This is a genomic window from Streptomyces sp. NPDC004609 (assembly GCF_042873655.1).
In the GTDB taxonomy this organism is placed as follows: Bacteria; Actinomycetota; Actinomycetes; order Streptomycetales; family Streptomycetaceae; genus Streptomyces.
Genome location: NZ_JBIALS010000013.1, coordinates 75,106 through 90,346 on the forward strand (window position 1 = coordinate 75,106; position 15,241 = coordinate 90,346).

A 15,241-nucleotide genomic window follows, 5' to 3' on the forward strand; every position below is an offset into this window, starting at 1 on the left:
CACCCCGGCGAGGTGTTGCTCGCCCCGCTCAGCCGTTGGACGGGCCCCCGAGCTGGATGCCGGCCATGCGGGTCCACTCGTACGGCCCGGTGCGCACCTTGGCCGCGAAGTCGCCGTCGAAGGACTCATGGAGGGTGAGACCGGCCTTCTCGGCCGCGGCGGCGGCGATGTCGTGGGTGGGGGCGACGAGGTCGCCCCAGCCGCCGTCCTCGCCGACGAGCACGATCCGGGTACCCATCTGTCCGAGATACGCGAGCTGGCCCTCCGCTCCTCCGTGGGCCTTGGAGAAGGCGGTGATCTCCCGGGTGAGCCTGGCGGTCGTACGGGCCGCGCGCTTGGTGTCTGCCATGGTCACGATGCTACGTACGGGGACCGGGCGCTGACCATGGCGGACGATCGTGGCGTGGGCCACTGGCGGCCCCGGGGGTCCATCACCCGGTGGTCGGCGGCCCCGGTGGCGCGCGGCCGGGCACCGGCCGCGCAACACACCGCGGCCCCGGGCCGGTTCGGCTCCGGGGCCTCGTCACACCTGCCGGACGGGCCCGGGTACCGGGCGGTCGCAGGAACCGGAACCAGGGATGCCGGTAGACCGGGAGTGCCGGGATCTAGCGGAGGAAGGGATCCACCGCGACGGCGACGAACAGCAGGGAGACATAGGTGATGGACCAGTGGAAGAGCCGCATCTCCTTCAGCTTGGCGCCCTTCACGCCCGCCTTGGCGCGGTTCTGGAGGGCGTGCGCCTCCCACAGCCACCAGCCGCCCGTCGCCAGCGCGACGGCCGTGTAGAACCAGCCGGTGTAGCCGAGCGGGGTGAGCAGCAGGGAGACGCCGACCATCACCCAGCTGTAGACGACGATCTGCCGGGCCACCACCTTGTTGGAGGCGACGACCGGGAGCATCGGCACCCCGACGCGCGCGTAGTCCTCCTTCACCTTCATCGACAGCGGCCAGTAGTGCGGCGGCGTCCAGAAGAAGATGACGAGGAAGAGGACGACCGCGGCCCACGACATCGAGTCGGTGACGGCGGACCAGCCGATCAGCACGGGCATACAGCCCGCGATACCGCCCCAGACGATGTTCTGCGCGGTGCGCCGCTTCAGGATCATCGTGTAGACGACGACGTAGAAGAGGAGCGCGCCGAGCGAGAGCCAGGCGGAGAGCCAGTTGACCAGGAGCCCGAACCAGAGCGTGGAGACGACGGTGAGGGTCAGGCCGAAGACCAGGCCCTCACGCGGCGAGACCATGCCGGTGACCAGCGGGCGCTGCGACGTCCGTTCCATCAGCGCGTCGATGTCCCGGTCGATGTACATGTTGAGCGCGTTGGCCCCGCCCGCGGAGAGATAGCCGCCGATACAGGTGACGAGCACCAGCATCAGATCGGGCACCCCTTGCGCGGCGAGGAACATCACCGGCACTGTGGTGATGAGCAGCAGCTCGATGATCCGGGGCTTGGTCAGGGCCACGAACGCCTTGACGCGGGCTCCGAACGGCCGGTTGCCGGGGCTCGTCCCGAGTTCCCCCATGGCCCGAGGGGCCGGGGAGGTACCCCCACCCACCGGACGGGATTCGACGGCCGTCACGCACACCCCTGACAGAGACTCCCAGCAAGCCCCGGGCGCATGACAGCACAGATGAAGGCCCGGTAAAGACTTGCGCGTACCACGCCACTGTAGAGGCTGCCCATCTCTCGCTCCGCACGGGGGTGGGGTCGTGTTGGGGCATGCGCGCGACCGGCGCGGACAGGCCCAGGTGGGGGCCCGGCGGGGGCTCCCCGGGAGGCGGACCGCTGCTGTTGGCGGGACCCTGGCTGTGTCCGGAGTGCGGCGGCGCGTACGGCGCACACGCCCACGGCACCCGTGGGTACGCCGGCGCACGGCGGTGTACGCACCGACCCGGGCCGACCGACGTACGGCACCCGCGCGCCGGACGACCGCACGGAGCGAACCCGTACGTACACAAACCACACGTACACAAAACAAGGGAGCCAAAGGGACGGCGCTCGAAATTTCCGCGCGTTGTGCCAAGGGTAGGCTCGACAACGCCCGGTGCTTCCGTCGTCACCGGGGGATATGACATGTGGAGAGGAGCCCTGACCCAGGGTGAGCACCAAGCCGACCGCAACAGACCTCGACTGGACCGATCTGGACCAGCGGGCCGTCGATACCGTCCGCGTCCTGGCCATGGATTCCGTACAGAAGGTCGGCAACGGCCACCCCGGTACGGCCATGAGCCTCGCGCCCGCCGCGTACGTCCTGTTCCAGAAGCTCATGCAGCACGATCCCGCGGACCCGGACTGGACCGGCCGCGACCGGTTCGTCCTCTCCGCGGGGCACTCGTCGCTGACGCTGTACATCCAGCTCTACCTGGCCGGCTACGGCCTGGAGCTGGACGATCTGAAGGCGTTCAGGACCTGGGGCTCCAAGACCCCCGGTCACCCGGAGTACGGGCACACCCCCGGCGTCGAGACCACGACCGGGCCCCTCGGCCAGGGCGTCGCGAACGCGGTGGGCATGGCGATGGCCTCCCGCTACGAGCGGGGGCTGTTCGACCCGGACGCCTCCCCGGGCACGTCTCCGTTCGACCACACCATCTGGGCCATCGCCGGTGACGGCTGCCTCCAGGAGGGCATCGCGGCCGAGGCGTCCTCGCTGGCCGGGCACCAGAAGCTGGGCAATCTGGTCCTGCTGTGGGACGACAACCACATTTCCATCGAGGGCGACACGGAGACGGCCGTCTCCGAGGACACCCTCAAGCGGTACGAGGCGTACGGCTGGCACGTCCAGCGCGTCGAGCCGAGGGAGAACGGCGACCTCGACCCGGAGGCGCTGTACACGGCGCTGAGGGCGGCGCAGGCCGAGACCGGGCGCCCGTCCTTCATCGCGGCCCGTTCGATCATCGCCTGGCCCGCCCCCCACGCGCAGAACACCGAGGCCGCGCACGGCTCGGCGCTGGGCGAGGAGGAGGTCGCGGCCACCAAGCGGGTCATGGGCTTCGACCCCGAAAAGCACTTCGAGGTCTCGGACGAGGTCATCGCGCACACCCGTGCGGCCCTGGACCGCGGCCGTGAGGCGCGCGGTGAGTGGGAGAAGAGGTTCGCCGCCTGGCGTACGGCCGACCCGCGGCGCGCCGCGGAGTTCGACCGGATCCGCGCGGGCGAGCTGCCGGCGGGCTGGGAGGACGCGCTGCCGGACTTCGAGACCGGCAAGGGCGTCGCCACCCGTGCGGCGTCGGGCAAGATCCTCCAGGCCCTGGGCGCGGTCGTCCCGGAGCTGTGGGGCGGCTCCGCCGACCTCGCGGGCTCGAACAACACGACGATCGACAAGACGTCCTCGTTCCTGCCCGCGGGCAACCCGCTGCCGGAGGCCGACCCGTACGGCCGCACGATCCACTTCGGCATCCGCGAGCACGCGATGGCGGCGGCGATGAACGGCATCGCGCTGCACGGCAACACCCGTGTCTACGGCGGCACCTTCCTGGTGTTCTCCGACTACATGCGCAACGCGGTCCGGCTCTCCGCGCTGATGCACCTCCCGGTGACGTACGTCTGGACGCACGACTCGATCGGCCTCGGCGAGGACGGTCCGACCCACCAGCCGGTGGAGCACCTGGCGTCGCTGCGGGCCATCCCGGGTCTGAACATCGTCCGCCCGGCGGACGCGAACGAGACCGTGATCGCCTGGCGCGAGATCCTCAGGCGCTACACCAAGGAGTTCGGTGTGGGCGCGCCGCACGGTCTGGCGCTGACCCGCCAGGGTGTGCCGACCTACGAGCGCGACGAGAACGCGGCCCGCGGCGGCTATGTGCTCTTCGAGGCCGAGGGGGCCGACGGCCGGCCTGCCGAGCCGCAGGTCGTGCTGATCGGTACCGGTTCCGAGGTGCAGCTCGCCGTCGGCGCGCGGGAGCAGCTCCAGGCGGCCGGTGTGCCGGCGCGGGTGGTCTCCATGCCGTCGGTGGAGTGGTTCGAGGAGCAGGAGCAGGAGTACCGCGACTCGGTGCTGCCGCCTTCCGTGAAGGCCCGGGTGGCGGTCGAGGCCGGGATCGGGCTCACCTGGCACCGCTACGTCGGCGACGCGGGTCGGATCGTTTCGCTGGAGCACTTCGGGGCTTCGGCCGACGGCAAGGTGCTCTTCCGCGAGTTCGGTTTCACTGCGGAAGCGGTCGCCGCCGCCGCACGGGAATCTCTCGAAGCCGCCGCACGCTGACCCCGGTATACGACCAGTAGGAGATGCAACTCTCATGACAGACGCACTCAAGCGCCTCTCCGACGAAGGCGTCGCGATCTGGCTCGACGACCTGTCCCGCAAGCGGATCACGTCCGGGAACCTGGCCGAGCTGATCGACCAGCAGCACGTGGTGGGCGTGACGACCAACCCGTCGATCTTCCAGAAGGCGATCAGCGCCGGTGACGGCTACGAGCAGCAGCTCGCGGAGCTGGCCGCCCGCAAGGTGACCGTCGAGGAAGCCATCCGCATGATCACCACGGCGGACGTACGGGACGCCGCCGACATCCTGCGGCCGGTCTTCGACGCCACGGACGGCCGGGACGGCCGGGTCTCCATCGAGGTGGACCCGCGTCTGGCCCACAACACGGCGGCGACGGTCGCCGAGGCCAAGCAGCTCGCCTGGCTGGTGGACCGGCCCAATACGCTGATCAAGATCCCGGCCACCAAGGCGGGCCTGCCGGCGATCACCGAGACCATCGGCCGGGGCATCAGCGTCAATGTGACGCTGATCTTCTCGCTGGAGCGCTACCGCGAGGTGATGGACGCCTACCTGGCCGGGCTGGAGAAGGCCGATGAGCGCGGCCTCGACCTCTCGAAGATCCACTCGGTGGCGTCGTTCTTCGTCTCCCGGGTGGACACGGAGATCGACAAGCGCCTGGACGCGCTCGGCACCCCGGAGGCCAAGGAGGCGCGCGGCAAGGCCGCTCTGGCCAACGCGCGTCTCGCGTACGAGGCCTACGAGGAGGTGTTCTCGTCCGAGCGCTGGAGCGTCCTGGACCGGGCGCGCGCCAACCGGCAGCGTCCGCTGTGGGCGTCGACCGGCGTCAAGGACAAGGCGTACAAGGACACGCTGTACGTGGACGAGCTGGTCGCGCCCGGCACGGTGAACACCATGCCGGAGGCCACGATGGACGCCACGGCCGACCACGGGCGGATCACCGGTGACACGGTGCGCGGCACCTATGAGCGCTCGCGGGCCGAACTGGCCGCCGTGGAGAAGCTCGGCATCGCGTACGACGATGTCGTGCAGCTGCTGGAGGACGAGGGCGTCGAGAAGTTCGCGGCGTCCTGGAACGACCTGCTCAACTCGACCGGGGCCGAGCTGAAGCGCCTCGCACCTTCGGAAGGCTGACCACCCTTGTCCGGTACAAGCGAAGCCAATCCGCTTCGTGACGCCGCCGACCGACGGCTCCCGCGCATCGCGGGGCCGTCGGGCCTGGTCATCTTCGGCGTCACAGGCGACTTGTCCCGTAAAAAGCTGATGCCCGCTGTGTACGATCTGGCCAACCGCGGGCTCCTGCCGCCGGGTTTCTCCCTCATCGGCTTCGCCCGCCGTGAGTGGCAGGACGAGGACTTCGCCCAGGAGGTCCACGACGCCGTCAAGGCGCACGCCCGCACGCCCTTCCGCGAGGAGGTCTGGCAGCAGCTCAATCAGGGCATGCGGTTCGTCCAGGGCGACTTCGACGACGACAACGCCTTCGAGAAGCTGAAGAAGACGATCGCCGAACTGGACCAGGCGCAGGGCACCGGAGGCAACTTCGCCTTCTATCTGTCCGTGCCGCCCAAGTTCTTCCCCAAGGTCGTGCAGCAGCTCAAGAAGCACGGCCTGGCCGACCAGAAGGAAGGCTCCTGGCGGCGCGCGGTCATCGAGAAGCCGTTCGGGCACGACCTGGCGTCCGCCATGGAACTGAACCAGGTGGTCCACGAGGTCTTCCCCTCGAACGAGGTCTTCCGGATCGACCACTACCTGGGCAAGGAGACCGTCCAGAACATTCTGGCGCTGCGGTTCGCCAACACCCTCTTCGAGCCGATCTGGAACCGGTCGTACGTCGACCACGTCCAGATCACCATGGCCGAGGACATCGGCATCGGCGGCCGTGCCGGGTACTACGACGGCATCGGCGCCGCCCGCGACGTCATCCAGAACCACCTCCTCCAGCTGCTCGCGCTGACCGCGATGGAGGAGCCCTCCTCCTTCGGCGCGGACGCGCTCGCAGCGGAGAAGACCAAGGTCCTCGGCGCGGTGAAACTGCCGAAGGACCTGGGAACCGGCACCGTGCGCGGGCAGTACGCCGCCGGGTGGCAGGGCGGCGAGAAGGCCGTCGGCTATCTGGAGGAGGAGGGCATCGACCCGCAGTCGAAGACCGACACCTACGCGGCCATAAAGCTGGAGATCGACAACCGCCGCTGGGCGGGGGTGCCCTTCTACCTCCGTACCGGCAAGCGGCTCGGCCGGCGTGTCACCGAGATCGCGGTCGTCTTCCAGCGCGCCCCGCACTCCCCCTTCGACCACACGGCCACCGAGGAGCTGGGGCAGAACGCCCTGGTGATCCGGGTCCAGCCGGACGAGGGCGTGACCATGCGGTTCGGCTCCAAGGTGCCGGGGACCTCCATGGAGGTACGGGACGTGTCGATGGACTTCGCGTACGGCGAGTCCTTCACCGAGTCCAGCCCCGAGGCGTACGAACGGCTCATCCTCGACGTCCTGCTCGGCGACTCCAACCTCTTCCCGAGGGTCGAGGAGGTCGAGCTGTCCTGGAAGATCCTCGACCCGATCGAGGAGTACTGGGACCGGCACGGCAGGCCCGCCCAGTACCCCTCCGGGTCCTGGGGGCCGGTCGAGGCGGACGAAATGCTCGCACGAGACGGACGGAGCTGGCGCCGGCCATGAAGATCGACCTTACGGACACCACGTCCAGCAAGATCAACAAGGCGCTGGTACAGGGGCGCCGGGCGATCGGCACCCCGGCCGTCGGCATGGTCCTCACCCTGGTCATCGTCACCGACGAGGAGAACGCCTACGACGCGCTGAAGGCCGCCAGCGAGGCGTCGCGCGAGCACCCCTCGCGCACCCTCGTGGTCATCAAGCGGGTCTCGCGCAGCCCGCGCGACCGGGCGCAGGCGCGCCTGGACGCCGAGGTGCGCGTCGGCGCGGACGCGGGCACCGGGGAAACGGTCGTGCTGCGGCTGTACGGCGAGGTCACCGACCACGCCCAGTCGGTCGTGCTGCCGCTGCTGCTGCCGGACGCCCCCGTGGTCGTCTGGTGGCCGGTGAACGCGCCGCTCGACCCGGCGGCGGACCCGCTGGGCGCGCTCGCCCAGCGGCGGGTGACCGACGCCTACGCCGCCGAGCACCCGACCCGTGAGCTGTCGGCCCGTGCCGAGACGTACACCCCCGGGGACACGGATCTGTCCTGGACGCGGATCACGCCGTGGCGCTCCATGCTGGCCGCCGCGCTGGACCAGGTGAGCTGCGAGGTCACGGCGGTCGAGGTGGAGGGCGAGGAGTTCAACCCGAGCGTCGAGCTGCTCGCCATGTGGCTCGCGGACCGGCTGAAGGTCCCGGTGCGGCGCACGTCGTCGTCGGGTCCCGGGCTGACCGCGGTGCGGCTGGAGTCCACGTGCGGCCGGATCGTGCTGGACCGGGCGGACGGCTCGCTGGCCACGCTGTCCATCGAGGGGCAGCCGGACCGGGCGGTCGCGCTCAAGCGCCGGGACACCGCGGAGCTGATTGCGGAGGAGCTGCGGCGGCTGGACCCGGACGACACGTATGCCTCGGCGCTGCGGTACGGAGTCGACCGGCTCGGCGACGGCGGGCCGGGCGGCTCGGCGGACGTCTCGGAGATCGCCGCCGCCGCGCGGGCGGCCGAAGCGGCCAAGGTGGTCGGGGCGACGACCCCGCCGACCGGGTCGCCGGGCTCCGCGTCCGCGGGGTCGGGCTCCTCAGGCTCCTCGGGCTCCGCGTCGGCGGGTTCCGAGTCGGCAGGTTCCGAGTCCGCGGGTTCCGAGTCGGCGAGCGGGGGCTCCTCGCGTACGACCCCGAAGGCCGCGGCCAAGCGGACCACGGCGAAGAAGGCGCCCACCAAGAGGGCGGCGTCGACGTGAGTGCGCCCCAGCTCGTGGTCCACCGCGACAAGGAGCTGATGGCCCAGGCCGCGGCGGCCCGGCTGATCACGAAGGTCGTGGACGCCCAGGCCGCACGCGGGCGGGCGTCGGTGGTCCTGACGGGCGGGCGCAACGGCAATGCCCTGCTGGCCGCGCTCGGGGCCTCCCCGGCGCGCGACGCGATCGACTGGCGCCGTCTCGACCTGTGGTGGGGGGACGAGCGCTTCCTCCCCGAGGGCGACCCGGAGCGCAATGCGACCCAGGCGCGGGCGGCCCTGCTCGACCGTGTCCCGGTGGATCCGGCGCGGGTGCACCCGATGCCCGCGTCGGACGGGCCGTACGGCAGTGACCCGGAGGCCGCGGCCGCCGCGTACGCGACCGCGCTCGCGGCGGCGGCCGGGCCCGAGGACCACGGCCCGGTGCCCACGTTCGATGTTCTGATGCTGGGTGTCGGGCCCGACACCCATGTCGCCTCGCTGTTCCCGGAGCTGCCGGCGGTACGCGAGCAGGACCGCACGGTGGTGGGGGTCCACGGCGCGCCGAAGCCCCCACCCACCCGGATCACGCTGACCCTCCCGGCGATCCGCGCGGCGCGTGAGGTGTGGCTGCTGGCGGCGGGCGAGGACAAAGCAAACGCCGCGGCGATCGCTCTCTCGGGCGCGGGTGAGATCCAGGCCCCGGCGGCGGGCGCGTACGGCCGCAGCCGGACGCTGTGGCTTCTGGACGCCCCGGCGGCCTCCCAGCTCCCCCGGGATCTGTATCCCCCGGCCTCTCCCTGACCCCCTTCCCCGTATCCGGGCCCGGTCTCGCCACATCCGGCGGGCCGGGCCCCGGTACGGGGTCTCCTGTACCGGGCCGGGCTCCGGTACGGGGTCACCCCGTTCCGGGCCGGGCGTGTGCCGCGACGCCGTGCGCGGATCCCGCACGGTCACGGCTCCTGCCGGTGCGCTCACGTCCGCCGCAGCCACCGGCAGCGGACCCTGGGCGGCGGGGGCGACGGCCGCGTCATGGGAGCGGTGGAAGGCCGGGTCCCACCGCCCGCGGTCGACGAGGGCCGGTCGCTGGGGGTGAGGTCCTCGGGCCGGCCGGCCGGAGCGGGCCGGTGCCGCGGGACGGCCCGGTCGCCGGGTTCGGTCCCGGTCTTCCGGGCCGCCCGGAGTGCCCGGATACCCGGATGCCGCCCGGGTGCCCGGATACCGGGTGCCGTCACAGGGACGGTGGCTCGCCGCCCGCGCCCGCCGGTCCCTCCTCGCGTAGGAGAAACGGCTCCAGCAGCCCCGGTACCGCGTCGGAGGCGAAGGCCAGGCCCTCACTCTCCCCGGCGTCGTACACCGTGTACGCCCCCGAACCGGCGGCCGTCGTCGCGGTCAGGTCCAGCACGCCCGCCCGGCGCTGGAAGACGGACTGCGTCAGGGTCCAGCCGATGACCCCGCCGCGCTGGAGAGCCACGGTGGTGCGGCGGGCCGATCCGGAGCGCGCCACGAGGTAGTCGCCGCTGATGCCGTGGCCCAGGCTGCGGTAGGCGTCGAGGGCGAAGATCACGGCGGCCGGGAGTCCCACGACCGCGCAGGCCGCCGCGATGTACAGCAGCACGTCCGTGAGCCAGAACCCCAGGGCGCAGAGCACCACGAGCGGAACGGCCACCAGCGCCAGCCCCGCCCGCAGGCGGCGGTTGCGGGCAGCCCTCGGGTGCGGTGTCAAAGGCGCGTCGGTGGGGGTGCGCGGCTCGCGGAGCACCTGCCCGGCGACGGCGTCGGCGAGCGCCCGGGGCGCGGGCGGCAACAGCACCTGGAGGTCGGCGTGCTTGTCCTTGTCGTCCTTGGCGATGCCGGTGGCGACCGCGTCCACCCGGGCCGCGCCGAGCAGCCGCACACCGAGCGGCTCGACCAGCTCCACCCCGCGCAGCCTGCGCTCCTCCACCGATATCGAGCGGGCCGTGAACAGGCCCCGCCGCACCCGGAGGGTGCCTCCGGGCTCCCGCTCCAGCCGGTAGTTCCACCACATCTCGATCCACAGGCCCAGGGAGCCGACGATGCCCGCGACGAGCGCCGCGAGGACGAGCACGGTGACCATCAGGACGACGGAGGTGTCCCGGAAGCGGTCACCGACCCAGTCGACGACCTCACCCTGGAGCCCGAACCATTCGCTGACCTGCATGACCGCCCCCGCGGCCGCACCACCCAGCAGCGGGGCGACGAACGACGCCGGAGCGTACCGGATCCACAGGGGGTCGACGGCGGCGAGCGCACCCTCGCGGTGGGGGCCGGGGACGGTGGCCGGGCGGTCCAGCAGTTCGCCGCGGAGCCGCTCGCCCTCGGCCCTGGAGACCGGGTTCAGCTCCAGCGTGGACTCACCGCTCCCGCTGTGCTCGCCGGTGCCGATGCGCACCTTCACGAGGCCGAGGATCCGCAGCAGGGGGTTGGCGGTCAGATCGACGCTGCGGATGCGCTCGCGGGCCAGCGAGCGCCGCTTGACCAGCAGCAGCCCGGTGTGGAGGTCGACCCGCTCGCGGCCGATGCGGTAGCGGGTCCTGCGCCAGTTGACGTACTCGGCGGCCACGGAGACCAGCACCAGCAGAACCCCGCCGGTCAGCAGCAGCACGAGGCCCACGCCGCGCCGGGGGCCGTTGCCGAACCAGGCTCCGGAGGAGAGCCCCATCAGGACCGGGAGGCAGATGCCCCCCGCGACGCCCGTCATGACGGCCGCGGTGACCAGCAGTGCCCGCTTGTCGAGCTGCCGCCACGCGTCCCCCGGCGCGCTCAGCGGGGGATCTGCCAGGAGAGCGAGAGCGTCCGCCGGGACCACGGCCGGGCCGCCCCCGGAGGGCACCGGCGCGGGCCCCGGCAGGGCGTCTGCCGGGCCGTCCGCCGGCCCCCGCGGTACCCGGGACCCTCCGTCCGGATCGCCCTCCGGCAGCCCCGGCGGAGCGCCCGGAGAGGCAGCCGCGCCGGAAAGGGAGCCCTCGGCCGCCCCGGAGGGCGGTGCGCCCGCCCCACCCGGACGGTCGGCACCGTCCAGACCGTCGGCCCCACCCGGACCGTCGGCACCGCCCAGACCGTCGGCACCGCCCAGACCGTCGGCACCGTCCGGCCCCGGGAAAGGGGCGCCCGCGGAGTGCTCCGGGCCGGATGCCCCGTGCGGGCCCGGCGCGGGGCTCATGTCGCGTCCCCGGGAGTCGCCCCGGTGATGTGCGTCAGCCTCGCCGCCAGTTCCGCCGCCACCTCGTGGTCGAGGCCCGCGATCTTGATCGCGCCCTTGGAGGACGCGGTGGTGACCGTGACCGTCGCCAGCCGGAAGGCCCGTTCCAGCGGTCCCCGCATCGTGTCCACGGTCTGGATCCGGGACATCGGCGCGATGCGCCACTCCTGCCAGAAGGCGCCGGTACGGACATACACGGCGTCGTCGGTGACCTCCCAGCGGTGGACGCGGAACCACCAGAACGGGTAGAGCGCGGTGCCGATCAGCATCAGCGCCGCCAGCACGGCCGCGGTGATCAGCAGCCATGACCGGGCGGGCGTGATGAACAGACCCAGCACGGCCGGGAGACCTGCGACGACGACCGTGCCGATCAGCCACTGGGTCCGCCACCAGCCCACGGCCCGCTCGTTCAGCGTGTGGTTCGGCGGCCGGAGCCGCACCGCGCTCTCCCCCCCGGTCATCGCGTCAACGCCCCCGCAGCTCGCGGTACTTCGCGACCAGCGCGGCGGTCGAGCTGTCGAGCCGCTCTCCCCCGGCCCCGGCCCCATCCACCAGTACGGGCTCGATCCTCTTGGCGAGGACCTTGCCCAGCTCGACACCCCACTGGTCGAAGGAGTCGATGTTCCAGATCGCGCCCTGGACGAACACCTTGTGCTCGTACAGCGCGATCAGCTGTCCGAGCACGGACGGGGTGAGCTCGTCGGCGAGGATCGTCGTCGTGGGGTGGTTGCCCCGGAAGGTCTTGTGCGGCACCAGTTCCTCGGGCACCCCCTCCGCCCGCACCTCCTCGGAGGTCTTGCCGAAGGCCAGGGCCTGGGTCTGGGCGAAGAAGTTGGCCATCAGCAGATCGTGCTGGGCGGCCGGTCCGGGCGGCAGATCGGCGACCGGCCCGGCGAAGCCGATGAAGTCGGCCGGGATGGTCTTGGTGCCCTGATGGAGCAGCTGGTAGTACGCGTGCTGCCCGTTGGTGCCGGGCGTGCCCCAGACGACCGGGCCGGTCCCCCAGTCCACGCGGTTGCCCTCGCGGTCCACGGACTTGCCGTTGGACTCCATGTCGAGCTGCTGGAGATAGGCGGTGAACTTGCTCAGATAGTGGGAGTACGGCAGGACGGCATGGGACTGGGCGCCGAAGAACCCGCCGTACCAGACGCCCAGCAGACCGAGCAGCAGCGGTGCGTTGGCCTCGGGCGCGGCCGTGCGGAAGTGCTCGTCGACCAGGTGGAATCCGTCGAGCATCTCGCGGAAGCGGTCCGGGCCGATCGCGATCATCAGCGAGAGCCCGATGGCCGAGTCGTACGAGTAGCGTCCGCCGACCCAGTCCCAGAACTCGAACATATTGGCCGTGTCGATGCCGAAGTCCGCGACCTTTTCCGCATGCGTCGACAGCGCCACGAAGTGCTGGGCGACGGCCTCCTGACCGGCTTTCAGTTCGGTGAGCAGCCAGTCGCGCGCGGAGTTGGCGTTGGTGATGGTCTCGATGGTGGTGAAGGTCTTGGAGGCGATGATGAACAGGGTCTCGGCCGGGTCGAGGTCCCGGACGGCCTCGTGCAGATCGGCCCCGTCGACGTTCGACACGAAGCGGAAGGTGAGATCGCGCGCGGTGTAGGAGCGCAGCGCCTCGTACGCCATGGCGGGGCCGAGGTCGGATCCGCCGATGCCGATGTTGACGATGTTCCTGATCGGGCGGCCGGTGTGTCCGGTCCACTCGCCGGAGCGGATCTGCCGGGAGAAGGCGGCCATCCTGCCGAGGACCGCGTGCACCGCGGGCACCACGTTCTCCCCGTCGACCTCGACGACGGCGTCCCGGGGGGCCCGCAGGGCGGTGTGGAGGACGGCGCGGTCCTCCGTGGTGTTGATCTTCTCGCCGCGGAACATCGCGTCCCGCAGCCCGGCCACACCGGTCGCGGCCGCCAGGTCCCGCAGCAGCCGCAGGGTCTCGCCGGTCACCAGGTTCTTGGAGTAGTCGAGATGGAGATCGCCGACGCGCAGTGTGCAGGCGCTACCGCGGGACGCGTCCGCGGCGAACAGCTCCCGCAGATGCGTCTGCCCCAACTCCTCGCGGTGCTTGCCCAGGGCGGTCCACTCGGGTGTCTGGTTGAGCCTGGTACGGCCTTGTGTCGTCACTCGGACATCAGCTCGCTTCGTCTCGTGCCTGCCTGCTGCCCCACCGTCCCCAACCTAATTGATCAGAGGGGGCCACGCGGCGAGTACGGCCGCGCTGAGCACGCTCCGTGTTCACCCGTACAAAAACCGTAGAGGACGGCACTGACAATTGACGGAAAGAGCCCGGGAACGCGTACGGCCGGGCACCCATCGGGTGTCCCGGCCGGATCGCAAGTCCTAGATCTCGCCCCGCAGTTTGGCGAGCGCCTCGGCGAGAATCGCTTCGCCGTCCGCGTCACTGCGCCGCTCCCGCACATACGCCAGATGCGTCTTGTACGGCTCCGTACGCGGCGGGTCCGGCGGGTTGTCCCGGTCCTGGCCGGCCGGGAACCCGCAGCGCGGGCAGTCCCAGGTGTCGGGGACCTGAGCGTCGCTGGCGAAGCTCGGCTGCGTCTCGTGCCCGTTCGAGCACCAGAAGGAGATGCGCAGGCGTGGCGCGGACTCGCCGCGCTCGGCCTCGCCCATCGGCCCCGCTCCGACCCGGCTTCCCCGGATCGCGTTGCCACTTGCCACGGTCGTAACTCCCTGCGTGATGGTGCTGTACAGCGTCTCACAGCGGCTGCGCCGCGGTGCCCCAGTCTACGTAAGGCCCAACGCTCGTCCAGTGATTGGAGTTACACCCCACCCCGGGACGGGAATACCTCCGGATCAGCTGTCCAGCTTCACCAGCAGGCCGAGTACGACAATGCACGCGAACCACAGAAGACCGACCACGACGGTGATCCGGTCGAGGTTGCGCTCGGCGACCGAGGAGCCGCCGACGGACGACTGCATACCGCCGCCGAACATGTCGGAGAGGCCGCCGCCCTTCCCCTTGTGCATCAGCACCAGCAGCATCAGCAGCAGGCTGAAGACGATCAGGGCGATCGAGAACCCCATAACCACGGCTGGACCCTACTTCCTGGCAATTCTCGGATTTCTACGGACTGCGGGGACCCGGGCCCGGCGGCCACAGGTCCCCGCAAGGGTACGACGGATCGGCGCTAGCGCATACTCACTGGTCGCGGAACCGGACGATCTTGACGAACTCGTCGGTGTCCAGCGCGGCGCCGCCCACCAGGGCTCCGTCGACATCGGGCTGGGCCATGATCGCGGCCACGTTTCCGGCCTTGACCGAGCCTCCGTACTGGATGCGGACCTTGCCGGCCACCTCCTGGGAGTACAGCTCGGCGAGCCGTCCGCGGATCGCGCCGCAGACCTCCTGCGCGTCCTCGGGAGTGGCGACCTCGCCGGTGCCGATGGCCCACACCGGCTCGTACGCGATCACGGCGGTCTCGGCCTGCTCGGCCGGGACGTCCGCGAGGCCGCCGTCGAGCTGGGCGAGCGTGTGCTCGACCTGGCGGCCGGCCTTCCGGACGTCGAGGCCCTCGCCGACGCAGAGGATCGGGGTGATGCCGTGCCGGAAGGCGGCCTTCACCTTGGCGTTGCAGAGCTCGTCCGTCTCGGCGTGGTACTGCCGGCGCTCGGAGTGGCCGACCGCGACATAGGAGCACTTCAGCTTGGACAGCATGGCGCCCGAGATCTCTCCGGTGTAGGCCCCGGAGTCGTGCGCCGAGATGTCCTGGGCGCCGTACCTGATCTTGAGCTTGTCGCCGTCGACCAGGGTCTGGACGGACCTCAGATCGGTGAAGGGCGGCAGAACCGCCACGTCGACGGCGTCGTAGTCCTTGTCCGCCAGAGCGAAAGCGAGTTTCTGGACGTGGGCGATGGCCTCAAGGTGGTTGAGGTTCATCTTCCAGTTGCCCGCCATGAGCGGGGTGCGCGTACTCATC

The 15,241-nt window shown here is 71.2% G+C and carries 13 protein-coding genes; 5 read left to right on the top strand and 8 right to left on the bottom strand.

Features of this window, described 5'->3' with window-relative positions:
* Positions 1 to 28: 28 nt before the first annotated feature.
* Both ACFYT4_RS15460 and ACFYT4_RS15465 read right to left on the bottom strand, forming a co-directional pair.
* Entirely contained in the window at positions 29 to 349 is a 321-nt protein-coding gene (locus ACFYT4_RS15460; RefSeq protein WP_389268519.1) for a hypothetical protein, read from the bottom strand.
* 256 nt (positions 350 to 605) lie between these two features.
* A complete protein-coding gene (locus ACFYT4_RS15465; RefSeq protein WP_389268521.1) occupies positions 606 to 1,580 on the bottom strand; it encodes a heme o synthase in 975 nt (324 codons plus the stop codon).
* Positions 1,581 to 2,099: 519 nt separating this feature from the next.
* Here ACFYT4_RS15465 and tkt point away from each other — a divergent pair.
* The 5 genes from tkt to pgl are packed head-to-tail and all read left to right on the top strand — an operon-like array spanning position 2,100 to position 8,887.
* Complete coding sequence (tkt, locus tag ACFYT4_RS15470; RefSeq protein ID WP_389268523.1) at positions 2,100 to 4,202, top strand: transketolase; 2,103 nt, start codon at positions 2,100 to 2,102, stop codon at positions 4,200 to 4,202.
* Positions 4,203 to 4,236: 34 nt separating this feature from the next.
* Positions 4,237 to 5,355 carry a transaldolase gene (gene tal / locus ACFYT4_RS15475; protein ID WP_389268525.1) on the top strand — a complete coding sequence of 373 codons (1,119 nt, stop codon included), beginning with the start codon at positions 4,237 to 4,239 and terminating at the stop codon, positions 5,353 to 5,355.
* A 6-nt stretch (positions 5,356 to 5,361) separates the two neighbouring features.
* Positions 5,362 to 6,894: a glucose-6-phosphate dehydrogenase gene (zwf, locus tag ACFYT4_RS15480; RefSeq protein ID WP_389268527.1), complete on the top strand. Its 1,533-nt coding sequence runs from the start codon at positions 5,362 to 5,364 to the stop codon at positions 6,892 to 6,894.
* Positions 6,891 to 8,108: a glucose-6-phosphate dehydrogenase assembly protein OpcA gene (gene opcA / locus ACFYT4_RS15485; RefSeq protein ID WP_389268529.1), complete on the top strand. Its 1,218-nt coding sequence runs from the start codon at positions 6,891 to 6,893 to the stop codon at positions 8,106 to 8,108. The genes zwf and opcA overlap by 4 nt, the downstream gene beginning before the upstream one ends.
* On the top strand, positions 8,105 to 8,887 hold the full coding sequence (gene pgl / locus ACFYT4_RS15490; protein WP_389268531.1) for a 6-phosphogluconolactonase: 783 nt from the start codon (positions 8,105 to 8,107) through the stop codon (positions 8,885 to 8,887). Before opcA ends, pgl begins: the two co-directional genes overlap by 4 nt.
* A 427-nt stretch (positions 8,888 to 9,314) precedes the next feature.
* Here pgl and ACFYT4_RS15495 read toward each other — a convergent pair whose 3' ends face one another.
* The 6 genes from ACFYT4_RS15495 to tpiA all read right to left on the bottom strand — a co-directional run bounded on the left by ACFYT4_RS15495 (position 9,315) and on the right by tpiA (position 15,240).
* A complete protein-coding gene (locus ACFYT4_RS15495) occupies positions 9,315 to 10,913 on the bottom strand; it encodes a PH domain-containing protein (RefSeq protein ID WP_389268533.1) in 1,599 nt (532 codons plus the stop codon).
* Between the two features lie 350 nt (positions 10,914 to 11,263).
* Positions 11,264 to 11,767, bottom strand: a complete 504-nt coding sequence (locus ACFYT4_RS15500; RefSeq protein ID WP_389268535.1) for a PH domain-containing protein — start codon at positions 11,765 to 11,767, stop codon at positions 11,264 to 11,266.
* A gap of 4 nt (positions 11,768 to 11,771) precedes the next feature.
* On the bottom strand, positions 11,772 to 13,430 hold the full coding sequence (pgi, locus tag ACFYT4_RS15505; RefSeq protein WP_389268537.1) for a glucose-6-phosphate isomerase: 1,659 nt from the start codon (positions 13,428 to 13,430) through the stop codon (positions 11,772 to 11,774).
* 216 nt (positions 13,431 to 13,646) lie between these two features.
* Complete coding sequence (locus tag ACFYT4_RS15510; protein ID WP_003957010.1) at positions 13,647 to 13,982, bottom strand: RNA polymerase-binding protein RbpA; 336 nt, start codon at positions 13,980 to 13,982, stop codon at positions 13,647 to 13,649.
* A gap of 135 nt (positions 13,983 to 14,117) precedes the next feature.
* On the bottom strand, positions 14,118 to 14,348 hold the full coding sequence (gene secG, locus ACFYT4_RS15515) for a preprotein translocase subunit SecG (RefSeq protein ID WP_177148920.1): 231 nt from the start codon (positions 14,346 to 14,348) through the stop codon (positions 14,118 to 14,120).
* 115 nt (positions 14,349 to 14,463) lie between these two features.
* Positions 14,464 to 15,240 (bottom strand): triose-phosphate isomerase, encoded by a 777-nt coding sequence (gene tpiA, locus ACFYT4_RS15520; protein WP_389268539.1) that lies wholly within the window; start codon positions 15,238 to 15,240, stop codon positions 14,464 to 14,466.
* Position 15,241: the final 1 nt, after the last annotated feature.